The 23,591-nt window shown below is 47.7% G+C and carries 21 protein-coding genes and 1 pseudogene; 20 read left to right on the top strand and 2 right to left on the bottom strand.

Annotated features, from left to right (window positions below; all coding sequences use genetic code 11):
- Positions 1 to 46 precede the first annotated feature (46 nt).
- Positions 47 to 3,844 carry an ABC transporter permease gene (locus C6P39_RS24615; protein WP_104805517.1) on the top strand — a complete coding sequence of 1,266 codons (3,798 nt, stop codon included), beginning with the start codon at positions 47 to 49 and terminating at the stop codon, positions 3,842 to 3,844.
- Between the two features lie 84 nt (positions 3,845 to 3,928).
- Positions 3,929 to 4,348, top strand: a complete 420-nt coding sequence (locus C6P39_RS24610; protein ID WP_104805516.1) for a DUF6465 family protein — start codon at positions 3,929 to 3,931, stop codon at positions 4,346 to 4,348.
- Positions 4,349 to 4,489: 141 nt separating this feature from the next.
- On the opposite strand, the gene C6P39_RS24605 is transcribed toward C6P39_RS24610, so the two are convergent.
- Positions 4,490 to 4,735, bottom strand: a complete 246-nt coding sequence (locus C6P39_RS24605; RefSeq protein WP_018598013.1) for an alpha/beta-type small acid-soluble spore protein — start codon at positions 4,733 to 4,735, stop codon at positions 4,490 to 4,492.
- 265 nt (positions 4,736 to 5,000) lie between these two features.
- On the opposite strand from C6P39_RS24605, the gene C6P39_RS24600 reads away from it, so the two are divergent.
- The 4 genes and pseudogenes from C6P39_RS24600 (at position 5,001) to C6P39_RS24585 (ending at position 7,113) form a co-directional block, all read left to right on the top strand.
- On the top strand, positions 5,001 to 5,393 hold the full coding sequence (locus tag C6P39_RS24600; protein WP_065541573.1) for a methylglyoxal synthase: 393 nt from the start codon (positions 5,001 to 5,003) through the stop codon (positions 5,391 to 5,393).
- A 14-nt stretch (positions 5,394 to 5,407) separates the two neighbouring features.
- Positions 5,408 to 5,965 (top strand): annotated as a pseudogene (gene rsmD, locus C6P39_RS24595) (16S rRNA (guanine(966)-N(2))-methyltransferase RsmD); the annotation flags it as partial.
- A 10-nt stretch (positions 5,966 to 5,975) separates the two neighbouring features.
- On the top strand, positions 5,976 to 6,467 hold the full coding sequence (coaD, locus tag C6P39_RS24590) for a pantetheine-phosphate adenylyltransferase (RefSeq protein WP_065541575.1): 492 nt from the start codon (positions 5,976 to 5,978) through the stop codon (positions 6,465 to 6,467).
- A gap of 22 nt (positions 6,468 to 6,489) precedes the next feature.
- Complete coding sequence (locus C6P39_RS24585) at positions 6,490 to 7,113, top strand: ATPase (protein ID WP_065541576.1); 624 nt, start codon at positions 6,490 to 6,492, stop codon at positions 7,111 to 7,113.
- On the opposite strand, the gene C6P39_RS24580 is transcribed toward C6P39_RS24585, so the two are convergent.
- A complete protein-coding gene (locus C6P39_RS24580; RefSeq protein WP_104805514.1) occupies positions 7,093 to 8,046 on the bottom strand; it encodes a sporulation protein in 954 nt (317 codons plus the stop codon). The two genes, C6P39_RS24585 and C6P39_RS24580, sit on opposite strands and share 21 nt — an antisense overlap.
- A gap of 997 nt (positions 8,047 to 9,043) precedes the next feature.
- Here C6P39_RS24580 and C6P39_RS24570 point away from each other — a divergent pair.
- The 14 genes from C6P39_RS24570 to C6P39_RS24505 all read left to right on the top strand — a co-directional run bounded on the left by C6P39_RS24570 (position 9,044) and on the right by C6P39_RS24505 (position 23,579).
- Entirely contained in the window at positions 9,044 to 10,492 is a 1,449-nt protein-coding gene (locus C6P39_RS24570; RefSeq protein WP_104805512.1) for an aminoacyl-histidine dipeptidase, read from the top strand.
- A gap of 160 nt (positions 10,493 to 10,652) precedes the next feature.
- Positions 10,653 to 11,321, top strand: a complete 669-nt coding sequence (locus C6P39_RS24565; protein WP_242987137.1) for a M23 family metallopeptidase — start codon at positions 10,653 to 10,655, stop codon at positions 11,319 to 11,321.
- Positions 11,322 to 11,508: 187 nt separating this feature from the next.
- Complete coding sequence (locus tag C6P39_RS24560) at positions 11,509 to 12,327, top strand: GTP pyrophosphokinase (protein ID WP_095172878.1); 819 nt, start codon at positions 11,509 to 11,511, stop codon at positions 12,325 to 12,327.
- Between the two features lie 46 nt (positions 12,328 to 12,373).
- Positions 12,374 to 13,732: an RsmF rRNA methyltransferase first C-terminal domain-containing protein gene (locus C6P39_RS24555; protein WP_104805511.1), complete on the top strand. Its 1,359-nt coding sequence runs from the start codon at positions 12,374 to 12,376 to the stop codon at positions 13,730 to 13,732.
- Complete coding sequence (locus tag C6P39_RS24550; protein WP_104805510.1) at positions 13,732 to 14,448, top strand: pseudouridine synthase; 717 nt, start codon at positions 13,732 to 13,734, stop codon at positions 14,446 to 14,448. Before C6P39_RS24555 ends, C6P39_RS24550 begins: the two co-directional genes overlap by 1 nt.
- Positions 14,441 to 15,118 (top strand): HAD family hydrolase, encoded by a 678-nt coding sequence (locus C6P39_RS24545; RefSeq protein WP_104805509.1) that lies wholly within the window; start codon positions 14,441 to 14,443, stop codon positions 15,116 to 15,118. The genes C6P39_RS24550 and C6P39_RS24545 overlap by 8 nt, the downstream gene beginning before the upstream one ends.
- On the top strand, positions 15,115 to 17,013 hold the full coding sequence (locus C6P39_RS24540) for a YgiQ family radical SAM protein (RefSeq protein WP_104805508.1): 1,899 nt from the start codon (positions 15,115 to 15,117) through the stop codon (positions 17,011 to 17,013). Before C6P39_RS24545 ends, C6P39_RS24540 begins: the two co-directional genes overlap by 4 nt.
- A 4-nt stretch (positions 17,014 to 17,017) precedes the next feature.
- Positions 17,018 to 17,776 (top strand): SDR family NAD(P)-dependent oxidoreductase, encoded by a 759-nt coding sequence (locus C6P39_RS24535; protein ID WP_095172883.1) that lies wholly within the window; start codon positions 17,018 to 17,020, stop codon positions 17,774 to 17,776.
- 98 nt (positions 17,777 to 17,874) lie between these two features.
- Positions 17,875 to 18,489: a hypothetical protein gene (locus C6P39_RS24530; RefSeq protein WP_095172884.1), complete on the top strand. Its 615-nt coding sequence runs from the start codon at positions 17,875 to 17,877 to the stop codon at positions 18,487 to 18,489.
- A 331-nt stretch (positions 18,490 to 18,820) separates the two neighbouring features.
- Positions 18,821 to 19,792: an RluA family pseudouridine synthase gene (locus C6P39_RS24525; protein WP_104805507.1), complete on the top strand. Its 972-nt coding sequence runs from the start codon at positions 18,821 to 18,823 to the stop codon at positions 19,790 to 19,792.
- Positions 19,789 to 20,328 (top strand): signal peptidase I, encoded by a 540-nt coding sequence (gene lepB, locus C6P39_RS24520; protein WP_095172886.1) that lies wholly within the window; start codon positions 19,789 to 19,791, stop codon positions 20,326 to 20,328. The genes C6P39_RS24525 and lepB overlap by 4 nt, the downstream gene beginning before the upstream one ends.
- A gap of 53 nt (positions 20,329 to 20,381) precedes the next feature.
- Complete coding sequence (locus C6P39_RS24515; protein WP_095172887.1) at positions 20,382 to 20,918, top strand: Holliday junction resolvase RecU; 537 nt, start codon at positions 20,382 to 20,384, stop codon at positions 20,916 to 20,918.
- A 202-nt stretch (positions 20,919 to 21,120) separates the two neighbouring features.
- On the top strand, positions 21,121 to 22,794 hold the full coding sequence (locus C6P39_RS24510) for a ribonuclease J (RefSeq protein WP_095172888.1): 1,674 nt from the start codon (positions 21,121 to 21,123) through the stop codon (positions 22,792 to 22,794).
- A gap of 53 nt (positions 22,795 to 22,847) precedes the next feature.
- Positions 22,848 to 23,579 carry a DUF975 family protein gene (locus C6P39_RS24505; protein WP_095172889.1) on the top strand — a complete coding sequence of 244 codons (732 nt, stop codon included), beginning with the start codon at positions 22,848 to 22,850 and terminating at the stop codon, positions 23,577 to 23,579.
- Positions 23,580 to 23,591 lie beyond the last annotated feature (12 nt).

Raw genomic sequence — 23,591 nt, 5'->3', positions numbered from 1 at the left:
GGTGCGTAACGGTGAAGATACTGAACAGTTACAAAGGTGTGACAGCATGAAGAAAAATGCATTAGCAAAAGATTTTTTTATGGAGATAAAAAAGACCAGGAACCGGTTTCTGTCCATTATGCTCATCGCAGCACTGGGCGTTGCTTTTTTTGCCGGTGTGAGGGCAGCGGCTCCGGATATGAATAAGTCGGCGGACCTTCTGTATGACAAGAGCAATTTCATGGATATCCGCGTACTGGGTGATCTGGGGCTTACAGAGAAAGACATAGAGGCGATCCGGGAGATAAAGGGCGTGGAGGATGTGCGGGGCGGCTACAGTGCCGACGTGCTCTGCAGTACAGAGGAAGCACAGCTAGTAGTCCGCATGATGTCAGTCTATGAGGATATCAACAAGATAACAGTAAAGCAGGGCCGTATGCCTAAAAAACCAAACGAATGCCTTGCGGACGAACGGTTTTTAAGCCTTTCAGGCTACAAGGTTGGGGATACGATCACTGTAAGATCCGGTACGGATGACGATATCGGGGATACACTTGCGGTCACAGAGTATAAAATTGTGGGAAGCGGGACCACTGCCTATTATCTCAGTCTGGACAGGGGAACCAGCAAGATAGGAAACGGGGAGCTGAGCAGCTTCCTGGTCATCCCTCCGGAAAGCTTTTCCCTGGAAGTATATACAGAGGCCGTGATACGTGTGGCAGGAGCCGGAGAACTCCTGTCAGGTTCTGAGAAGTACGAGGATACGGTAAAAGAAGTGGAAGACCGGCTGGAAGCCATTGCAGACGGCCGCTGTGAGATCCGCTATGAGTCGGTCCACCGGGAAGGACAGGAAAAACTGGATGATGCGTCCGCGGAGATAGAGGAGAACCGGCAGAAGCTTGCGGATGCAAAAAAAGAACTGGATGACGGAGAAAAAGAACTCACGGAAGCCGAACAAAAACTTGCGGATGCAAAGGAGAAATTAAAAACCGCCAGGGACAAACTGACTGACGGGGAAGCCCAGCTTGCAGACGGCCAGGCACAGGTGGCGGACGGTGAGAGCCAGATCGCAGAGGGATGGAACTCCTATTATGAAAATGCGTCCACTCTGAAAGAAAAGACGCAGGAGCTGGAAGATGCCCGGGCGCAGACTGCGGACGGTGAGCAGCAGATCGCGGAGGGCTGGCAGGAGATTGCCACACAAAAGGCAGCGCTTGCGGATGGACGAAGCCAGCTTGAGGAGGGGAAAGCCCAGATAGCCCAGGGCAAACAAAAGCTGAATGACGGGATCGCACAGACAAAAGACGGTATTGCCCAGGTAGAGCAGAAAATCCAGGAGATAGAGGCAGGTCTGCCTGCTGTCCAAAACGGTATTGCAGAGGTTACGGATGGCATCAGCCAGGTGGAAGCAGCACTGTCGGATCTGCAGCAAAAACAGGAGGCTGTCCAGGATGGGATTATCAAGTTGGAAGAGCAGCTTGCCGGTTTGCCCCCTGAGGCAGAGGATATCCGGCAGCAGTTAGAAGAGCAGCTTGGTCAGGCGAGAGAGCAGGAGGCAGAACTTGCAGCAGGAATCACAGCCGCCGAGGAGAAGCATACGGGCCTTCAGTCAACGCTGCAGCAGCTTCAGGAACAGAAGGAGCAGATGGATCAGGGCCTTCTGGTACTCAAAGAGCAGCAGAAGACCCTGCCGGCCACACTGGAGGACCTTCAAAAGCAGTTAGCCCAGGTGGAGGAGCAGGAAAAGACCTTGGCATCCAAGGAGGCAGAGCTTGGGGCGGGGGAGAGCCAGCTGGCCCAGGCGGAGGACCTCCTCAAGGAGAAGGAACAGGAGCTGGAAACCGGAAAATCTCAGGTGGAGGAAGGTGCAGCCCAGCTCGCGGACGGTGAAGATCAGCTGAATGAGGCCAGGGCACTTCTGGAATCCAAAGAAACTGAGCTAGCAAGCGCCAAAAACCAGCTTATCCAGTCTAAGAAAGAACTGGATGACGGAAAAGCCCAGCTTACGGACGGAGAAAAAGAGATCGCGGACGGGGAGTCTGAGATTGAGGAGAACAGGCAGAAGCTTGCGGATGGGCGCAGAGAATACGAAGATAAAAAAGCGGATGCTGACGAGAAGATAGCGGATGCCCGGCAAAAAGTTGCGGATGGGCAGAAGGAACTGGACGAACTGGAAGTGCCGAAATGGCATGTTCTCAACCGTGATTACATACAGACTTATGTGGAGTACGAACAGGATGCTGACAGGATCAAGGCTATCGGGGATGTATTTCCGGCAATCTTCTTCCTGGTTGCAGCCCTCATTTGCCTGACCACCATGACCCGCATGGTGGAGGAAGAGAGAACCCAGATCGGCACCCTGAAAGCGCTGGGATATAGTAAGTTATCCATAGCGGCAAAATATTTGTGTTACGCCCTCCTGGCGTCTCTTATAGGCAGCCTTGTGGGGCTGGTGGCAGGGCAGAAGATACTGCCGCCTGTCATTATCAACGCTTATGGCATTCTTTATAATAACCTTCCTGAGGCAGTGGCACCTCTTCATGTGGGGTATTCCGTGTCATCCACGCTTCTGGCTATCGCATGCACTACAGCCGCAGCCGGGATCGCCTGTTATAAAGAGCTTATGTCCACACCTGCAACACTGATGCGGCCTGCAGCTCCAAAGTCAGGAAAAAGAGTGCTGCTGGAACGGGTGGGGATCATCTGGAATCATTTAAGCTTTACCAATAAATCCACAGTCCGCAACCTGTTCCGTTATAAGAAGCGATTTTTCATGACTGTGCTGGGCATCGGCGGATGCATGGGGCTTCTGCTGGTGGGATTCGGTGTCAAGGATTCTGTCCGTTCCATTGGCACGATCCAGTATAATGACCTGCTGTCCTATCATGCAGAGGTGGTTTTGGAGGATAAGGTGACGCAGGAGGAAAAGGACGAAGTGGTGAAAGCCATGGAGAAGGATAAGGACATCAAATCATTCATGGCAGTTTACAAGACATCCATGGATATTGAAAATGAGAAAGAGGATGTGACGAAAAGCGCCTATGTGATGGTGCCGGAAGACGCAAAAGAATTTAAAAAATATGCTGACCTGCGCAGCCGCACAACAAAAGAACATTATGAGCTGTCAGACGACGGGATCATCATATCGGAAAAGCTTGCAAAGCTGCTGGATGTGAAGGAAGGCGATACAGTGGTCCTGAAAGAGGAAGAGACGGACCGTTTTGAAGTGAAGGTTTCCCACATTACAGAGAATTATTTCCTTCATTACATTTACATTTCACCAAAACTGTACAGTCAGGTGTTTGGTGAAACGCCGGAATTTGTGGATTATCTCACGATCAATAGCTCCACGGAAAGTTCTTTTGAAGATAGTATGCAGGAAAAATACATGGCATATGACCAGGTGTCCGAAGTGTCTTTTATCACCAAAACAGCGGACAGGATCGCCAATATGCTGAAAAGCCTTGATACGGTCATCTATGTACTGGTCATCGCTGCAGGCCTGCTGGCGTTTGTTGTATTATATAATCTGAATAACATTAATATCAGTGAGCGGATCCGGGAGCTGGCTACTTTAAAGGTCCTTGGGTTTTATGATATGGAGGTGTCCAGATATGTACTCAGAGAGAATGTCTGCCTGACGCTTATTGGGTGTTTTCTGGGAATTTTCTTTGGAAAGATCCTGCATAGGTTTGTGATCCTCACAGCGGAAACGGATATTATGATGTTCGGCAGAGACATTGAGATTATCAGTTTTGTTTACAGTATCCTGATTACTTTATTCTTTTCGGCAGTGGTAAATTTCTTCATGCATTTCCGCCTAAAAAAGGTGGATATGGTGGAGTCCATGAAAAGTGTGGAGTAAAAAACTTGAAATTTTTTTGAAAAAGGTATATGATTAACGGGAAAATCGAAATTTCAAAGGGTATGTAAAAGGAGGAGATTTATTATGCCTATTAAGAAATCAACGACAAAAGCAGCTGCGACAGAGGCTGTGAAGACAACGACCGAAGAGAAGAAGACAGAAGCAGTTACCGCTGCAGAATCGGTGAAAACTGCCAAAACCACAGAGAAAAAACAGCCTGTAAAACGTGCCGCTGCAAAGAAAGCCGTAGCTGAGAAAAAAGCTGCTGCAAAACCTGCTGCAAAGGCTGCAGAAGCAAAGAAATGTGTTTATGTTCAGTGCATGGGCAGCGAATACAAGGTTGAAGATATTGAGAACAGTGTAAAAAAAGCATGGATGGACGAGACCGGAAAAAAAGAGAGCGACATCAAAGAAATGCAGATTTACATCAAACCGGAAGAGAACGCCGCTTACTATGTGATCAACAAGGAATACAAAGAAGGCGGAAATAAAGTGGATTTATAAGAACGTGCTTTCATAAGGTTTTATGTAAAAGGAAAAGAGGGAGCTCCTTCATTGGGAAGAAGCGCCCTCTTTTTTGAATGAAGGCTCATTCAGTTTTTGTTGAACAGATTACTGTTCAGAGCTTACCTATCAAGCTACTGATTAAAGCTGAGTAGAACCGTTAGACATCGGAGTAGATCCTCCGCTTGACATCTGTCTTTCCTGTGCTTCGATCATTTTCTTAACCATATAACCACCAACGGAACCGTTCTGTTTGGAAGTCAGGTTTCCGTTGTAACCGTCTGTAAGCGGTACACCTAACTCATTGGCTACCTCATATTTAAAACGGTTTAATGCACTCTTTGCTTCGGGTACTGCTGCGCTGTTAGAAGAATTTGTGTTAGACATTTTTTTCTTCCTCCTTAAATGTTTTGTTTTTTTGTTACAATGGTAGTATGTGATTTATTTATATTTTTACACATAGAAGTTCTTTCAAGTTTTGACAAATTTTGTGAATTGTATTACAATAAGGTTTCAGTGAATAAAACATTTAATTTGCGCAGGGCGATTTGTATAAATCTGTAAAATATGTATAAAATTTAAAATAATAATTGCAGTTAGTTGTTATATTTGCTATAATTGTTCTGATAAAAGAAAATGAGGATGATAGAATATGAATGTTGGTATTATAGCGCACAACAGTAAAAAACCTCTGATTGAAGATTTTTGTATTGCTTATAAGAATATTCTGGCAAAACACCAGGTCTATGCCACCGGGACAACGGGCAGAAGGATTGAGGAAGTGACCAATCTGCATGTCCACAAGTTCCTTCCGGGAAGCATGGGCGGAGATAAGCAGTTTACGGAAATGATAGAGCGGGGAGATATAGATATGGTGATCTTTTTCTATAACCCGGCTATGATCGATCAGAAAGAACCGGATGTCTACCAGATTTCCCGGTGCTGTGACCAGTACAATATCCCTATCGCTACGAATATCGCTACAGCAGAATCCCTGATTTTGGGACTTGACCATGGTGATCTGGATTGGCGGCTGAGTAAGTAGAGAAAAGGAATTACAACAAGATGAGAGTGATTGCAGGAAGTGCAAAGAGTATGCCCCTCAAGACAATCCCCGGTACGGACACCCGGCCGACCACTGACAGGATCAAGGAGACGCTGTTTAATATGCTGCAGCCTTACCTATGTGAATGCCGGTTCCTGGATACTTTTTCAGGCAGTGGTGCTATCGGAATTGAAGCATTGAGCAGAGGGGCATATTCGTGTGTCTTTATAGAAAAAAATAAAAAAGCGGCAGAGTGCATTCGGGAAAATCTGAAGTTTACCCGGCTTGCTGACAAAGCAGAACTTTACTGCCAGGACGTTTTTTCTGCCCTGGGCGTTCTGGAGGGCAGTGAGCCCTTCGGCTGTATTTTCATGGATCCTCCCTATAACAGGGAACTGGAAAAACAGGTGCTTTCGGTGCTTTCCAAAGCATCCTATGTGGATGAGGATACCCTGATCGTGGTGGAGGCCTCCTTAGAGACACCCTTTGATTATCTGGAAGAGTACGGCTTCACTATGGTAAAAGACAAGAGATACAAAACGAACCGGCACATTTTCCTGAGAAAGGCATGAGATACGAGCGATGGTGAGAGCAATTTATCCGGGCAGCTTTGACCCGGCAACTTTTGGACATCTGGACGTGATAAAGAGGGCGGCGGAGCTTTTTGATGAGGTAATTGTTGGAGTTTTGATGAATTCTGAAAAAAGTCCGTTGTTTTCTGTCGAAGAACGTGTTAATATATTAAAGAAAGTGACGGCGGATATCCCGAACCTGAAAGTGACATCATTTTCAGGGCTGTCGGTGAATTTCGCAAGAAGCTGTGATGCCAAGGTGATTATCCGCGGTCTGCGGGCAATTACTGATTTTGAATATGAACTGCAGATGGCACAGACCAACCGGGTGCTTGCCAGGGATGTGGATACCATGTTTCTGACTACCAGCCTGGAATATGCCTACTTAAGTTCCACCACTGTAAAAGAAGCCGCCTATTTCGGCGCGGATATATCAAAGTTCGTTCCGGAGTACGTCGTTGAAAAAGTGAGAGAAAAATTCGCACAGAAGGAAAAAAAGTAAGAATACAATAAGGAGAATGATTATGAGTAGCAGAATTGAACAGATTATCGAAGAAATTGAAGAATATGTAGAGAGCTGCAAATATCAGCCATTGTCCACCACCAAAATCGTAGTGAACAAGGAAGAATTAGAAGAACTTCTTCGTGAGCTGCGTATGAAAACTCCGGATGAGATCAAGAGATACCAGAAGATCATCAGTAACAAGGATGCTATCCTGGCAGATGCCCAGGCTAAGGCAGACACCATTATTGCTGAGACAAAAGTTCAGGTACAGGAGATGGTAAAGGAGTCTGAGGTGATGCAGCAGGCATACGCACAGGCCAATGAGACAGTGAATACCGCTAACCGTCAGGCTCAGGAGATCATTGACGCAGCAACCAATGATGCCAATAACCTGCGTCTCAGCGCAATTTCCTATACAGATGAAATGATGGCTAATATGGGCCAGATCATGGCTAACACTCTTGAGGATGCAGGTGCAAAATACAACGAGTTTGTTCGTTCCCTGCAGGCTTCTCTGGATGTGATCAACAGAAACAGAAGCGAACTGCAGCCCCAGCTTGGAGGAGCAGCGCCGGTACAGGAAACTGCACCGACAGAGAGCGTATCTTTGGACGATGATGATCTAGACGATTTCGATGAATAAAAATGACAGAAGGCCTGTGAGCAGAAAGTTAACGAGTTTTGCCCATATGTAAGGTCCGAAGGAGAGGTCTGTTCCCGCAAGCATGGATTTTGTCTGAGCTGCAACACAGATGCCGCCGAAGGCAGTGATACCCAGCAGCATGGGGTACAGGATCGTAAGATTCCAGCCGGTACCTGCCAGGGCAGTGATGCCGGTGGTCATTTCCGTGATGCCGCACATGAGATACATAACGGGCCCTAAAGGTGCAAATACCTTTTTAATGACACCCTGGAAGACAGAAAAGAGGATGATATATCCTCCCAGTTTTGTGATGGACTCAAATCCGTTCATAATAGAGGTATCCAGAATTTCTCCCACAGGGGATTGGATGGATATCTCTTTTTCGTTTCTTTTGTTTTCTGCATGATCGTCAGAATCAGCGGCAATGGCCTGGCGGTCGGCTCTCCTTCGGAAAAGGAGGCAGCACAGATAGTTGGCAAGATAGATGATGCCGTAGGTGGGCAGGATCAGTGTCTTCTGGCCGAGGGCCTGCAGACAGACATAGGAAGATAGGAACGAAGGACCGGGGTGGTTGGCAAAGGTGAGCAGGTATTCTGCCTCTTTTTTGGAAATACGTTTTTCCAGGTAGAGGTCAGCAGTCACTTTGGCGCCCATGGGATAGCCGCAGACGAGCCCAAGGATCAGAGCGTAGGCACCGTCACAGGAGAGGGCGAAAAAGCGGTGCCACAGTCCGGTGGGGATACGGATCCAGTTTTTCAGCAGGTCAGTCTTGATCAGCAGGTTTGAGATGATCATAAAGGGCAGCAGGGAAGGCAGCAGGGTTTCAAACCAAAGCATCAGGCCGGAGGCTGCGCAGGTGAATGAGGTGTCCGGGAAGAGGAGGAGGAATGCAAGCATAATAAGGAAGGGGAGCAGGGAGAGGGAGCGTTTCATGAGGGGCCTCTTTTGGGTTTTTTTAAGTATATGCGAGGGAATGCGGATGAATGCGGGTGGATGCGGGTGAATGCGGACGGAAGCGTATGGGAGAAGGGCGGGGGAGAGGCGGTATGCGTGTGAGTGAAGCGTTCCGCTGCCACGGAGCTAACCTGCTCCCAGTTCCTAAATTCATCGGCAATGGCCTCTTCATTAAGGAACTGGGGCAGGTGGATCTCCGCGGCGCTCCACTAAACATCACTCACACGCATACCGCCTCTCCCCCGCCCTTCTCCCATACGCTTCCTGGTTTTCACTGGCTCAGGGGTGTGTATTGAAAGTTGGACTGCGTTTAAGGAAGTGTATTGAAAGGTGGACTGCGTTTGAGGAAGTGTATTGAAAGTTGGACTGCGTTTAAGGAAGTGTATTGAAAGGTGGACTGCGTTTAAGGAAGTGTATTGAAAGGTGGACTGTGTTTAAGGAAGTGTATTGGAAAGTGGACTGCGTTTAAGGAAGTGTATTGAAAGGTGGACTGCGTTTAAAGAAGTGAATTGAAAGATTAACTACGTTTAAGTAGAAGTTTATATTACTGTCAGGGATGTGCCCAGGTAATTGCCGGTAATAAATAGGTACTTAGGGTTTTTGTTTTTATAAAAACGTAGATTGTTTTTTACTACTAATAAAAATTTTTACATGTTTTCTAGTTCCGGAGAGAAGAGCAGGAGAGGTGGGGGGAAGGGGGCTGTGTCAGCGAGGTTAAGTGGAGGAGCCTGTGAGATCCACCGATTACGGAGACTTGGCGCGAACCCGCTGGTGAGCGTCTTAGTCGCAGTTATCGGTTAGCTCACTGGTTCCGGAACGTCGAGCGGACACAGCCCCCTTCCCCCCACCTCTCCGTCCGTGAGCCACACCCCCAAAAAAACAAGTAAAAAAAACCACCATCCTATCCCTTGCCAATCAGGGGAGAATGTGACAAAATAGAAGACAGCAGAGGAATAAAATTACAGGAGGAATTGATATGTCAGTATTAGAGAATCTGAAACCGGAAAGAGTTTTTCATTATTTTGAGGAGATTACAAAAATCCCCCATGGTTCTGGGAATACGCAGGGGATCAGTGATTATCTTGCGGATTTTGCCAAGGAGCATGGACTTCGTTATATTCAGGATGAAAGTGGGAATGTGATTATATTTAAGGAGGCTGCCGGCGGATATGAGAATGCTCCGGTGGTGATCCTGCAGGGGCATGTGGATATGGTCTGTGAGAAGCTTCCAAACAGTACCCATGATTTTACAAAAGACCCGCTCACACTTTTTGTTGAGGGGGATATGATACATGCGGACGGCACTACGCTGGGCGGTGATAACGGGATCGCTGTAGCCTATGAGCTGGCCATTCTGGAGGATGATAAACTGCAGCATCCGGCCATTGAGGCTGTGTTTACTGTGGATGAGGAGATCGGACTTTTGGGAGCATCTGCTCTGGATACGACTTCCATGAAAGGGAAGTATCTGATCAATCTGGACTCTGAGGAGGAGGGGATTCTCTGGGCAGGCTGTGCGGGCGGTATGACAAGTATTAGTGAGCTGCCTGTAAAGTATCAGGAGAGAACAGGGATCTGCTATGATATTAAGGTGGATGGACTTCTGGGCGGCCACTCCGGGGCAGAGATTGATAAAATAAGGGCAAACGCCACACTGCTTATGGCAAGGTTTCTCCATGAGTTCAGAGAGTATGGGGAGTTTGGACTTATTTCCCTAAATGGCGGACAAAAGGATAATGCGATTCCCCGTCAGGCACAGGCTTCTGTACTGGTGGAAGCAGAAGATGGGGAAAGGCTGGTAAGCTATGCCGAAGAATTTACGCAGATGCTCAGAAAAGAATATACAGGTACAGATGAAGGAATCACGGTGACGGCTGTGTGTAAGGGCGAGAAGAGCGCGCAGGTGCTTCACCCTGTAAGCCAGGAAAAAGTGATCTTCTTCCTTGTAAATTATCCAAACGGCATTCAGAAGATGTGCGGATTTATTGAGGGACTTGTGGAGACATCCTGTAATGTGGGTGTTACAAGACTGACGGAGGAGTGTTTGACCTGCTCTGCCAGTGTGAGAAGCTCCGCAGGTTCGGCGAAAAAAGCACTGGGTCAGAAAATACAGTATCTGACGGAATTTTTAGGCGGTGAGTATCATGTGGAAGGGGATTATCCTTCCTGGGAGTATCGTCAGGATTCCGTTCTGCGTCCGCTGATGGTCCAGGTTTACAAAGAAATGTTTAAGGAGGAGCCTGCTGTCCAGGTGATCCATGCGGGTTTGGAATGCGGATTGTTCTACGAGAAGATTCCGGGACTTGACTGTATTTCCATAGGACCGGATATGAAGGATATCCATACTTCTGAGGAGACTCTTTCCATCTCCTCCACAGCCAGAGTCTATGAATATCTGCTGGAAGTATTAAAAAGATTGAAATGATAGAAAGCACGCTCCGCGAACTTTTTATTGTCATAAATAATTGAAATAATTGGAATATTTTCCCCTGTCTGTTCATAAAATGATATGTACGGGTAAGAGCTGGCTTTTTTATGCTCTGGTACAGGCACAGCCGAATTTTATGTCAGATGGGGGAATTTTTGTGCGGAAATGGATACTGTTTTTTCTGATTTTGGTGTTTGCGGATGTTTTTGCCATCAGTTCCCTGAAAGAACATGTTTCCCTGGAAACCCTGCGGGAAGCCGGGATTCCTGTTCACGAGATGGAGAAAGCAGGTATGTCTCCTGAGGAGATGCGGCTTTTTCTGCCTTTTTGGCAGGATATGGAGTATTTTCCTCTTGCCGTTTGCCCTGTGGAAAAGGAAGATCCGTTTTCTTTTGCGGATACCTGGATGGAGGAGCGGAATTATGGGGGAAAACGGAAACATGAAGGCTGCGATATTTTCGGTAAAGCAATGCTTTCCGGGTATTACCCTGTCATCAGTGTCACAGACGGAACTGTGGAGAAGGTGGGATGGCTCCCCTTGGGAGGCTGGAGGATTGGAATCCGAAGTCCGGGAGGAGGCTATTTTTATTATGCCCATCTGAGCGGTTACGGCAGAGAATTTCAGGAGGGGGAAGCTGTGAAAGCAGGAGAGCTTCTGGGATTTCTGGGTGACAGCGGATATGGCGAAGAGGGGACACGCGGGAAGTTTGCACCCCATTTACATATGGGATTATACGTGAGATACGGTAGTGAGGAGGAATATGCCTTAAATCCGTATCCTGTGCTTGTATACCTGAAGAATCATACAAAGGAGATAAGTTACTGAATTTCTATGGTGAGAGCTATGGAAATATGCTATACTTAATATACCTTACGCGAAAACCAGGCCGTTATAGGGAAAACAAAGCGCGCGGCTCTGGATACCCATTCGGGCACCCCGTAAATTGTGCCGCAAAAGATGCGGCTGCGATCAGGGACAGAAAAACAGGCGCACTGGTAAGGAGTAATGTCTTATGGAGATACATTTATGGCGTGAACTGCTGATTCCGTATGAACTTGCTGTCAAAGAGCTGGTTATCAAATTTAACCATCTGAAGAAGGAGCACAAAGAAAAGGACCTGTACTCCCCCATCGAACAAGTAAGCGGAAGAGTAAAAACAATTAACAGTATTCTGGAGAAAATGCAGAGAAAAAATATATCCTGGGCAGACCTGGAGGAGAAGGTGGAAGATATCGCCGGCATCCGGGTCATCTGCCAGTTTTATGAAGATATTGAAAAAGTAGCAGAGATAATCAGAAAGCGCCGGGATATGCAGGTGGTGGAGGAGAAGGATTATCTCACACACATGAAAGAGAGCGGGTACAGAAGCTACCATATGATCGTTCTGTATCATGTGGAGACTTTAGACGGCCCAAAAGATATCAGGGCTGAGATCCAGATCCGGACCCTTGCCATGAATTTCTGGGCAACCATTGAACATTCCCTGCAGTACAAGTACAAGGGAAATATGCCGCCTCATTTAAAGGCGCGGCTGAACCATGCGGCCCAGTCCATTCTGCTTTTGGATGAGGAAATGTCATCGGTACGCAGTGAGGTTATGGACGCACAGAATTCCATGCTGCACCAGTCGAATCTGGTGTCCGGAATCCTGAATAATATCGAGAATCTATACCACTATTCCAACAAGCGGGAAGTGGCAAAAATACAGGACGAATTTTACCGGATCTATGAGACAAAGGACCTGTCCAGACTGGAGAGGTTCCACCGGGAACTGGATATTATCGCTGAGGGCTATCGGGCCCAGGCAGTGGCTACAGAAGAGATTATGTAAAGGAAGAGGTAACTGGAAAGGTACAGTCAGTTACACAGAAAGAAAAATGAATCTGCCGAGTGCTTATGAACAAGAGATGAAAGAACTGCTGGGCACGGAGCTGGAGGCCTATAAAAAGAGCCTTGACCTGCCGGTCATGCAGGGACTCCGTGTCAATACAGCAAAGATCACATGTGAAGAATTTGAAGCTGTCACACCTTTCTCCATGGAGAAAGTGCCCTGGATACCCAATGGGTATTTTCTGAAGGATGAGGAGCGTGCATCCAGGCATCCCTATTATTACGCGGGACTATACTACATTCAGGAGCCAAGTGCTATGACGCCGGCAAGCAGGCTTCCTGTGGAACCGGGGGATTACGTGCTGGATCTATGTGCAGCTCCGGGCGGGAAGGCAACGGAACTGGGCAGCCGGCTCGGAGGAGAGGGGATGCTGTTTGCAAACGACATCAGCAGCAGCAGGGCTAAGGCTTTATTGAAAAATCTGGAGATGGCCGGTATTCCCAATATCTGCGTGACCAGTGAGGACCCGGAGGTGCTTGAGAGAAATTTTTCGGGTTTTTTTGATAAAGTGCTTATTGATGCACCTTGTTCCGGAGAGGGAATGTTCCACCGGGAACCCAGGATGATGGAATACTGGAAGGAGAGAGGGCCTGAGGCTTATGTCCCCATACAGAAAAAACTCATTCTTCAGGGTGCCGGTATGCTGCGCGGGGGAGGGATGCTTTTATATTCCACCTGCACATTTTCAAGGAAAGAGGACGAGGAAGTGATTGAATATCTGCTGCAGAATATGCCGGATATGCGTCTGAAGGAGATCCTTCCCTACGAAGGATTTGCAGAAGGCGCCGGACTTGAAAAATGTGTCAGGATTTTCCCGCACAGAATGCCCGGTGAAGGGCATTTTCTGGCTTTGCTGGAAAAGAGCCAAAAGACTGGGGAAGACAGCAGCAGAGACAGGCAGCGTCCGGGAAAAAGAAAGCCGCAGAAGATGCCGGATTGTGTGGAGGAGTTTCTGTCACTTTTATCCTGCCCCATAGACAGAGAGAGGCTGAAACTGGATCGTGACAGACTTTACCTGCTTCCCGTTAGGGAGGAGATGCCGAAACTCCGCTATCTCCGCACAGGGCTCTATCTGGGTGACGTGAAGAAGAACAGATTTGAGCCTTCCCAGGCACTGGCTATGGCCTTAAAGCCGGAGACATTTGTCTCCTGCATCCGGCTGGAACCGGAGGATGTGCGGGCGGTCAAATACCTGAAAGGGGAGACCCTGGATGTATCGGATCTGCCGGTCACAAAGGAGAAGGGGTGGCAGCTCATCTGTGTGAACGATTATCCTTTAGGCTTTGGCAAGCTGGCGGGAGGCGTTCTGAAGAATAAATATTATGCCGGATGGAGATGGCAGTAATGGGAAAGATGCGATTGGACAAATACCTGGCTGATATGGGGCTGGGCACCAGAAGCGAAGTGAAAAAGCTTTTGAAAGGCGGGCAGGTGGCAGTAAACGGCGGTACCGTCACAAAACCGGAGTTTAAGGTTGACCCTGATACCGATGAGATCTTGGCTTCCGGGGAGAAAGTGACATATGAAGATTTTGAATATTATATGCTGAATAAACCCCAGGGCGTAGTCTCCGCCACAGAGGACAACAGGGAGAAAACGGTTCTGGACTGCATAGCTTTAAAAAAGAGGAAAGACCTGTTTCCCGTAGGACGTTTGGATAAGGACACGGAAGGCCTGCTCCTCATCACCAATGACGGGGCTTTGGCCCACAGGCTGCTCTCGCCGAAAAAACATGTGGACAAGACATATTTTGTACGCCTGAGAGAAAATCTGTCACAGGAGGACAGCAGGAAGCTGTGTGAAGGTGTGGATATCGGCGAAGAAAATCTGACCATGCCTGCAGATATCACCGGGTTTGTGCCCGGAGACAGGCAGTGCTGCATTACCATCAGGGAAGGAAAATTCCACCAGGTAAAGCGTATGTTTGCATCTGTGGGTAATGAAGTGGTATACTTAAAAAGGCTCTCCATGGGCCCGCTTATTTTGGATGAAGGGCTGAAACCCGGACAGTACCGGAAACTTTCGGCGGAAGAGATAGAAAGGTTAAAGAACAATGCTTGAAAATATCAATGCAGTATTATTTGATTTGGATGGAACCCTGGTGGATTCCATGTGGATGTGGAAGGCAGTGGACGAGGAGTTTCTGGCCATGAAAGGGCTGGAGATGCCGGAGGATCTGGAAGAGTTCCAGCAGGAGCTGGAGGGAATGGGATTTACAGAGACTGCGGCATATTTTAAAGAACGCTTTGCCCTTCCGGATTCTCTGGAAGCCATTAAAAGCACCTGGGTCACCATGGCGGAACACAAATACTGCCATGAGATTCCTCTGAAAAAAGGGGTGCGGGAGTTTTTAGATTATTTAAAAGAGAAGGAGATTCCCGCTGCCATCTGTTCCAGCAACAGTAAGGAGCTGATCTTGATGGTGCTGAAGGCCCATTCCATAGAAGGTTATTTTTCCGGCATCACTACCTGCTGTGATGTGCCGGCCGGTAAACCGGCACCGGATGTGTACCTGAAAACAGCAGCGGGATTACATAAAAATCCAGAGGAATGCCTGGTGTTTGAGGATGTCCCCATGGGGATACTGGCAGGAAAGAATGCGGGCATGAAGGTCTGTGCCGTGGAGGATGCCTTCAGTGCACAGCAGGCAGATAAGAAGAGAGATTTGGCAGATTACTATATTGCGGATTATTTCCAGGTGATGGACCATACCTATGAGGTGCTCATATGATGACAGAGTTTTTGCCGGTGACCGGAAAAGAGATGGAACAAAGAGGAATCACCCGGCCGGATTTTGTCTATGTGAGCGGTGATGCCTATGTGGACCATCCCTCTTTCGGCACGGCTATCATTACCAGGCTTCTGGAATCCTACGGCTATAGTGTGGGGATCATTGCCCAGCCCGACTGGAAGGATGAGAACAGCATCTCCGTGTTTGGAGAACCGCGCCTTGCCTTTCTGGTGTCAGCAGGCAATATGGATTCCATGGTGAACCATTATACCGTTTCAAAAAAGCACCGCAGCACGGATGCTTATTCCCCCGGCGGAAAAATGGGGCTTCGCCCTGACCGGGCAGTTATCGTGTACGGCAATCTGATACGCAGAACCTATAAACATACCCCTGTGATCATCGGCGGGATCGAGGCTTCCCTCAGAAGATTCGCCCATTATGATTACTGGTCTGATTCCCTGAAACGTTCTGTGCTTCTGGACTCCGGGGCGGATATGATCTCCTACGGAATGGGAGAAAAAAGTATCCTTGCCATAGCAAGAGCGCTCAATGAGGGGACGCCGGTCAGTGATATACACCATATACCGGGTACGGTATACCGTACAAAGGAAATGCCGGGCGGTGTGCTCCTGCCATCCTATGAGGAGCTGTGCAAAGACAAGAAGGCCTATGCCGAGAGTTTTCGTATCCAGTATGAAAATATGGACCCTTTTACGGGGAAAGTTTTGGCAGAACCTTATGAGAAGCAGGGATATCTGGTACAGAACCCGCCGTCTAAGCCCCTCACGACACAGGAGATGGATGAGGTCTATCATCTGCCTTATACCCGCACGTACCACCCCATGTATGAAAAAATGGGGAAAATACCGGCAATTGAAGAAATTAAATTCAGTCTCACCAGCAACCGGGGATGCTTCGGAGGCTGCAATTTTTGCGCCCTTGCCTTTCATCAGGGGCGGATCGTGCAGGCAAGAAGCCATGAATCCATTCTGGACGAGGCTGTCATGTGCACAGAGGAGAAGGCGTTCAAGGGATACATCCACGATGTGGGAGGCCCTACCGCAGATTTCCGTCATCCTGCCTGTAAAAAGCAGATGACTAAGGGGGTCTGCAAAAACCGGCAATGCCTGTTTCCGAAACCCTGCAAAAATCTGGAGGCGGACCACAGGGATTATCTGGAGCTTTTGGCAAAGCTGCGTGAGATTTCGGGGATTAAAAAAGTATTTATCCGCTCCGGAATCCGCTTTGATTATGTGGAGGCAGACCGGGACAAGGAATTTTTGGAAGTGCTGGCACAACACCATGTGAGCGGGCAGCTCCGGGTGGCACCGGAACACGTGTCCGACAAGGTGCTTTTCTATATGGGAAAACCGGAACATGCTGTATATGAAACATTTTTGAAGGATTTTGAAAAGGCAAACGCACGCACAGGGAAAAAGCAGTATGCAGTGCCCTACTTCATGTCCTCCCATCCGGGATGCACCATGAAAGAGGCAGTGAAACTGGCGGAATATGTGCGGGATATGGGATTCACGCCGGAGCAGGTGCAGGATTTTTATCCGACGCCGTCCACCATGTCCACCTGTATGTATTACACCGGACTTGACCCAAGGACCATGGAGCCGGTATATATACCGAAAGATCCCCACGAAAAAGCCATGCAGCGTGCACTGATCCAGTATAAAAACCCCGCCAACCGGGAACTTGTAAAAGAGGCCCTCATAAAAGCGGGAAGGACTGACCTGATCGGAACAGACAGAAAATGTCTGATCCGTACAGGAAGGGGAACCGATACAAAGAGAAACGAAGCGGAGCGCGGGGCCGGAACAAAAGACCGCAGAAATACCCAGAAGAAAAAAACAATAAGAAACATCCACAAAAAGAAGAGTAGGTGATCGTTTGAAAATAGCAGTCATAACCGGTGCTTCCTCGGGTATGGGGAAGGAGTTTGTGCGCCAGCTTGCATACAACTACGGCTGGCTGGATGAAATCTGGGCCATTGCCAGACGGGGTGAAGTTCTGGAGGAGCTGAAGAAGGAAATCTGTATAAAAGTCCGTGTCATACCTATGGATATTACGGATAAGAAAAGTATCAAGAAGTTAAAAGAAATGCTGAGGGAATACAAACCTTATGTAAAATATCTGGTAAACGCCGCGGGCTGCGGGGTGCACAGAAGTGTGGAGGTCACACCCACAGAGGACTGTGCCAGAATGGTGGATCTAAACTGCAGGGCGTTGACGGAGATCACCAGGATCATTCTGCCGTATATGAGGCAGAAAAGCCATATCGTCATGACGGCATCCGCGGCTGCTTTTATTCCCCAGCCGGAATTCGCTGTCTATGCTGCTACAAAGGCTTATGTACTCAGTTTTTCACGGGCACTTGCCAGGGAACTGCGGGGGTATATTGCAGTGACCATCGTCTGCCCGGGGCCGGTAGATACGGAATTTCTGGAGAATATGGGGGGGAAAAGCCGTATACCCTCCTACAAACGCAGGTTTATTGCCCGTCCTGAAGCTGTGGTAAGCCAGGCTATTATAGATGCTGCCAGAAAAAAAGAAATCTCTATTTATGGATTTTCTATGAAATGTTTTTTTATCCTTTGCAAAATTGTTCCACATAGGGTATTATTAAAAATTGTAGAACTTGTTTTGTAACTGTTTGGTGCCCACGATCCCGCAAGGAAGCGGTTATCATGCGGGGACTGAATAATTACCTTGTTTCTAAATGACACTTATGAGGAGACGGATTTTCAATGGAAAAAAAGAAGAAAATCAGAAAAGGTGATTTCGGCTATATTACTTCCCAGAAGAAAAAAAGAACCCTGTACACCATACTGGCCTTTATCGCTCCGCTTTCAGTTTTTTTTACCGGCCTTATTATCAAGGGAAACCGTAATACGGTTTTTACGGTGGTTGCTGTTGTGGCGTGTCTGCCGGCCTGCAAATTCGCGGTGGGCATGATTATGATGTATATACAGAAACCCATGTCCGAGAAGGATTATCAGCAGATCGAAAAGCATAAAAATGGCCTGACCCTGGGTTATGAACTGGTCATTTCCGCATATGAAAAACAGACCTTTGTGGATTCTATGGCAGTATGCGGCAATACTGTGGTTGGATATACCAGCCGTGAGAAGTCCGACATACCTTTTACGGAGAAGCATATCCAGTCCATCCTTAGACAAAATGGATACTATGTGAATGTGAAGATTTTCCGGAAACTGCCGGATTATCTGAACCGGCTGGAATCCATGTGGGAGCACCACGAATCCTTGGAAAAGGATATCCGTTTTACACCGGATGAAAAATATCCGGACTTGACCAGAAATGAACTGATCCTGCATACCATTTATGCAATTTCCCTCTAGTGCTTCATCCGGCCGGAAACAGGACTGTCAGTGCTGGATCTTTTGTCAGTCTGTAAGGCGGAGGAGGGAAACGGAGTGGGTCCTCCACTGACTGACGATAACGCGGCAGATGGCAAAATAGGCAGTGCTGACGGTCTTGTTTCTGGCTGGATAGAGCACTAGTACAGCGTTGCATAAGTTCCAATGATATAGCACCCGCTATTTACGCCAGTGCCGCGTTGCCGAAGCTAGTCGTAGGAACCGCTACGCCGTCGCTTCGGCGCCTTGCACTGACGAAAATATCAGGCACTCTATCACCGAAACTTACGCAATGCTGTACTAGGAGGAATACATGAGAGAATTGACAGTTAAAGCAGGGGAGAGCGGACAACGTCTGGATAAATATCTTGCAAAATATCTGAAGGAGGCACCGAAAAGCTTCCTATATAAAATGCTCAGAAAGAAGAATATCACACTGAACGGCAGGAAGGCTGACGGCAGTGAGAAGCTTCAGGCAGAGGACCGTATCCGTCTTTTTTTGGCGGAGGAGACACTGGAAAAATTTATGGGTACCCAGGAGGAAATTCACACCTGCCGCCTGGAGGTTATCTATGAGGATTCCCATGTGCTGTTCATCAACAAGCCGGTGGGAATGCTCTCCCAGAAGGCGGATAAGAAGGATATCTCTTTGGTGGAGTATCTGACAGGCTACCTTCTGGAAAAGGGTGCCCTGACCAGAGAAGATCTACAGACTTTTCATCCCGCTGTCTGCAACCGTCTGGACCGCAATACAAGCGGCATTGTGGCAGCAGGTAAAACCATAGCCGGCCTGCAGACGCTTTCACGGGCATTTCAAGACAGAAGCCTGCATAAATTTTATCTTGCGCTGGTATCAGGGAAAGTGGAGCATCCATCCTATATAAAAGGGTATCTGTGGAAGAATGAGCGGACCAACAAGGTGACTGTGACAAGAGAACCAAAAAAGGACGCACTTCCCATAGAGACCCGTCTGCGTCCTCTCTCCTGTTCGCCGGAGGGAAAGGCTACCCTTTTGGAGGTGGAACTTTTAACGGGGCGCACTCATCAGATCAGAAGCCATCTGGCCAGTATTGGGCATCCCGTTATTGGGGACATGAAATACGGCAGCAGAGCGATCAACGAAGTATACAGGAAAAAATATCAGGTATCCTCCCAGCTTCTGCACGCATGGAGGATTGAGATGCCGTCTGTTGAGGGAGAGCTTAATTACCTGTCCGGACTTAAGCTGACGGCGGAACTGCCTGCATTATTTAAAAAAGTCATCAAAGGGGAGAAACTGAAATGAGCAAACAGTATATAGGGCCTTCCATTCTGGAAGAACTCTGGGAATATATAAAAATGATAATTTTTGTAGTTGTTGTAGTTTTCATAGTCAACAATGTGCTTTTGATCAATGCTAAGATACCTTCAGAATCCATGGAGGACACGATCATGACTGGGGACCGTATCTTCGGTAACCGTCTGGCATACATAAATAAAGACCCGCAGCGCTTTGACATTGTTATCTTCAAATACCCGGATGATGAGACCCAGCTTTTTATTAAGCGTGTCATCGGACTGCCGGGGGAGACTGTGGAGATCAGGGATGGAAAGGTGTATATTGACGGTTCGGAAACACCTTTGGATGACAGTTTCACACCGGAGCCGCCCCAGGGCAACTGGGGACCGGAAGTTGTGCCGGAAGGCAGTTATTTTATGCTGGGTGACAACAGAAACCGTTCCAAGGATTCCCGTTTTTGGACCAACACCTTTGTAAAGAAAGAAAAGATTCTGGGTAAGGCTGTTCTTCGTTACTTCCCGTCACCAAAGCTGATAAAATAAAGGTAAGGCTGAAAAAACTTAAGCAGCAAAATACCAAGTGAGGAGGAAGGGAGATGGCGACCTGGAATTCCAGAGGCCTGCGCGGTTCCGCGCTGGAGGACTTCATCAATGAGACATGCGAGCGCTACAGGGAAAAGAATCTTGCCCTGATACAGAAAGTCCCCACCCCCATTACACCTGTCCGTATAGACAAGGAGAGCAGACATATCACCCTGGCGTATTTTGAAAAAAAAAGTACAGTGGACTACATCGGAGTGGTACAGGGAATTCCCGTCTGCTTTGATGCAAAAGAGTGTAATACGGATAATTTTCCCCTGCAGAATATCCATGCCCATCAGGTGGAATTTATGGGTGACTTTGAGCGGCAGCAGGGCATTGCGTTTTTGATATTATTTTTTACACACAGGGATGAGCTTTACTATATGCCATATCGGGAAATGCACCGCTTCTGGGTGAGAGGGCAGGAGGGCGGAAGGAAACATTTTAAGTACGAGGAACTGAATCCCGACTGCTTTTTAAAGAGAAACAAAAATTTCCTGGTGCCCTTTTTGGAAGGGGTTGCCTGGGACCTGGACAGCAGAGAAACATAAAAGAGTTGTGCTTTTTCACTTAATAGTGTATACTATACTAAAAGTATGTGTCCGTGAAGAAAGAAATTGAAGTATACAGGTAAAACAGCCGTATCCGTCTTTAATGGCAGATTGGGCTGTTTTTCTAATTCATGACCATAGAACGGCAGTGTGTGTTCTATGGTTGAATGATTTAGGGACAGCATGAAGAAAGAGGTATAAATTGAAAAAAACAGCTAAGAAACAAAACGGACGGGTGAAAATCATTCCCCTGGGAGGACTCGACAAAATCGGAATGAATATCACAGCCATTGAGTATAATGACACGATCCTTGTGATCGACTGCGGGATATCCTTTCCTGACGATGAAATGCTGGGAATCGACAAGGTGATCCCTGATGTGACATATCTGATTGAAAACAAAGAGAAGGTGAAAGGGTTTGTGATCACCCACGGCCATGAAGACCACATCGGCGCACTGCCTTATATCCTGCCGCAGATCAATGTACCGGTCTATGCCACAAGGCTTACCATGGGGCTTATTGAACATAAGCTGGAGGAAGCGAAACTGATGAAAAAGACAAAGCGCAGAGTGGTGAAACAGGGCGGCCAGATTAATCTTGGAGAGATGCGTGTGGAATTTATAAAGACGAACCACAGTATAGCGGGCGCCTCCGCTCTGGCAATCTATACACCTGCGGGTATCATTTTCCATACAGGGGACTTTAAAGTGGATTATACACCCCTGTTCGGGGAAGCCATTGACTTGCAGCGGATGGGTGTTTTAGGAAAGAAAGGGGTTCTGGCCGTGATGTGTGACAGCACCAATGCCATCAGACCGGGATTTACGCCTTCTGAGACAAAGGTTGCAAAGACGTTTGACACGCTCTTTGCGGAAAACAGGACAAACCGGATCATTGTGGCTACCTTCGCATCCAATGTAGACCGTGTCCAGCAGATCATGAATACGGCTTATAAATATGGAAGAAAAGTGATCCTGCAGGGAAGGAGTATGGAAACCGTTATTAAAATAGCGGAGGAACTGGGGTATGTGACCATCCCGGAAAAGACTCTTATTTCCGTAAATGAAATGAACCGCTACCCGGATGAAAAACTGGTGTTCATTACCACGGGAAGCCAGGGGGAGGCTATGGCTGCGCTGTCAAGAATGGCGGATTCCACCCATAAAAAAGTTGTGATTAAGCCTAATGACGCGATCATTTTCAGCTCCACCCCTATTCCGGGAAATGAGAAAGCCGTCTCAAGAATTGTCAATGAACTGGCAAGGAAAGGGGCTGATGTTATCTTCCAGGATACCCATGTGTCAGGCCATGCCTGCCAGGAGGAAATCAAACTGATCTATTCTCTGCTGAAGCCAAAGTATGCCATTCCGGTGCATGGAGAGTACCGCCATCTGATCGCCGGCGGCAATCTGGCAAAAGACTTGGGAACAGAGGAGGACCACGTATTTATCCTGGAAGCAGGAGATGTGCTGGAGCTTTCCGAAGAAACGGGGAAAGTGGTATCAAAAGTTACCGCAAGAGGTGTCTATGTGGATGGCCTTGGCGTGGGGGACGTGGGAAACATTGTACTCAGAGACAGACAGAGCCTTTCAGAAAACGGAGTTATCATTGTATCACTGACCCTGGAGCGGAAAACAGGCAAACTTTTATCAGGTCCGGATATTATTTCCAGAGGTTTTGTGTATGTGAGGGAGTCCGAGGAGCTTATGCGGGAATTAAAGAAGGTGGCATCAAAAGCTATTGAAAAATGTGATAAGCAGAATCACAGAGAGTGGGGACAGATAAAGTCAGAAATAAGAGACAGCCTTGATGATTATTTGTGGAAGAAGATCAAGAGAAGTCCTGTGATCCTGCCTGTTATTATGGAAATATAGGCAGAGATATTGGAAGCAGAGATATCTGACCCCAAAAAGGGAGGGTATATGATATGTGGAAGAGAGCAGAACTGAAAAGGCGGGGAAGAGAGAAACTTCGGAAGAATTACTGGCCGGCTGTTGCGGTTTCACTGGTTTTGGCAGTCATGCTGACGGATATCAGAGGCCCCTACCTGATCCGCGGTAACAAATATAACTGGGTGTCAATCCTGTGGACGGATTTATTGGTTCCATGGGAGATGCGGACAGGAATCGAAAGATTTTTGATCCGGGGCATCCTGTATATCTTGATCTTTGCCGTGATCGAAGTGGGGGGAGCCGTATTTTTCATCAGGAACAGAGAGGAACAGGCTAAAGCGGGCCTGGTATTTTCCGGATTCTTTGAGGGCAGGTATAAAAAATACAGGAAAGGCATGTTCATGGTTCAGCTGGAACTGTTTTTCTGGTTTCTGATGCTTTTTATTCCGGGCATTATAAAAACGTATGCGTTTCGTATGACACCCTATATTCTGGCAGAAGATCCGGATATCAAATTCGAGGAGCTGCTGCAGATCAGCGAGGATATGATGCGCGGACAGAAGTGGAAGGCGTTTCTTCTGGATGTCTCCTTTCTGGGATGGAGGGTGCTGACCATACTATCCTTGGGATTGCTGGGGATTTTTTACACAGGCCCTTATATAGGGGCTGTCAATGCGGAACTGTATGCAGTGCTGAAGGAGGAGCGGATGAAACAATATGACGGGGACCGTATGGCACCGGCAGACGCAGCACAGAAATCATCCTGATGTACTTTGCAT

The organism is Blautia marasmi (genome assembly GCF_900258535.1).
Lineage (GTDB): Bacteria > Bacillota > Clostridia > Lachnospirales > Lachnospiraceae > Blautia > Blautia hominis.
Note: the sequence above shows the minus strand (reverse complement) of the source record. Positions and strands in the feature narration are given on the sequence as shown.

Bases quoted from the DNA above. Each gene is read 5' to 3' on its own strand.
- C6P39_RS24615 (WP_104805517.1), top strand. From the start codon at position 47: ATGAAGAAAAATGCATTAGCAAAAGATTTTTTTATGGAGATAAAAAAG.
- C6P39_RS24610 (WP_104805516.1), top strand. From the start codon at position 3,929: ATGCCTATTAAGAAATCAACGACAAAAGCAGCTGCGACAGAGGCTGTG.
- C6P39_RS24605 (WP_018598013.1), bottom strand. From the start codon at position 4,735: ATGTCTAACACAAATTCTTCTAACAGCGCAGCAGTACCCGAAGCAAAG.
- C6P39_RS24600 (WP_065541573.1), top strand. From the start codon at position 5,001: ATGAATGTTGGTATTATAGCGCACAACAGTAAAAAACCTCTGATTGAA.
- coaD (WP_065541575.1), top strand. From the start codon at position 5,976: ATGGTGAGAGCAATTTATCCGGGCAGCTTTGACCCGGCAACTTTTGGA.
- C6P39_RS24585 (WP_065541576.1), top strand. From the start codon at position 6,490: ATGAGTAGCAGAATTGAACAGATTATCGAAGAAATTGAAGAATATGTA.
- C6P39_RS24580 (WP_104805514.1), bottom strand. From the start codon at position 8,046: ATGAAACGCTCCCTCTCCCTGCTCCCCTTCCTTATTATGCTTGCATTC.
- C6P39_RS24570 (WP_104805512.1), top strand. From the start codon at position 9,044: ATGTCAGTATTAGAGAATCTGAAACCGGAAAGAGTTTTTCATTATTTT.
- C6P39_RS24560 (WP_095172878.1), top strand. From the start codon at position 11,509: ATGGAGATACATTTATGGCGTGAACTGCTGATTCCGTATGAACTTGCT.
- C6P39_RS24555 (WP_104805511.1), top strand. From the start codon at position 12,374: ATGAATCTGCCGAGTGCTTATGAACAAGAGATGAAAGAACTGCTGGGC.
- C6P39_RS24550 (WP_104805510.1), top strand. From the start codon at position 13,732: ATGGGAAAGATGCGATTGGACAAATACCTGGCTGATATGGGGCTGGGC.
- C6P39_RS24545 (WP_104805509.1), top strand. From the start codon at position 14,441: ATGCTTGAAAATATCAATGCAGTATTATTTGATTTGGATGGAACCCTG.
- C6P39_RS24540 (WP_104805508.1), top strand. From the start codon at position 15,115: ATGATGACAGAGTTTTTGCCGGTGACCGGAAAAGAGATGGAACAAAGA.
- C6P39_RS24530 (WP_095172884.1), top strand. From the start codon at position 17,875: ATGGAAAAAAAGAAGAAAATCAGAAAAGGTGATTTCGGCTATATTACT.
- C6P39_RS24525 (WP_104805507.1), top strand. From the start codon at position 18,821: ATGAGAGAATTGACAGTTAAAGCAGGGGAGAGCGGACAACGTCTGGAT.
- lepB (WP_095172886.1), top strand. From the start codon at position 19,789: ATGAGCAAACAGTATATAGGGCCTTCCATTCTGGAAGAACTCTGGGAA.
- C6P39_RS24515 (WP_095172887.1), top strand. From the start codon at position 20,382: ATGGCGACCTGGAATTCCAGAGGCCTGCGCGGTTCCGCGCTGGAGGAC.
- C6P39_RS24505 (WP_095172889.1), top strand. From the start codon at position 22,848: ATGTGGAAGAGAGCAGAACTGAAAAGGCGGGGAAGAGAGAAACTTCGG.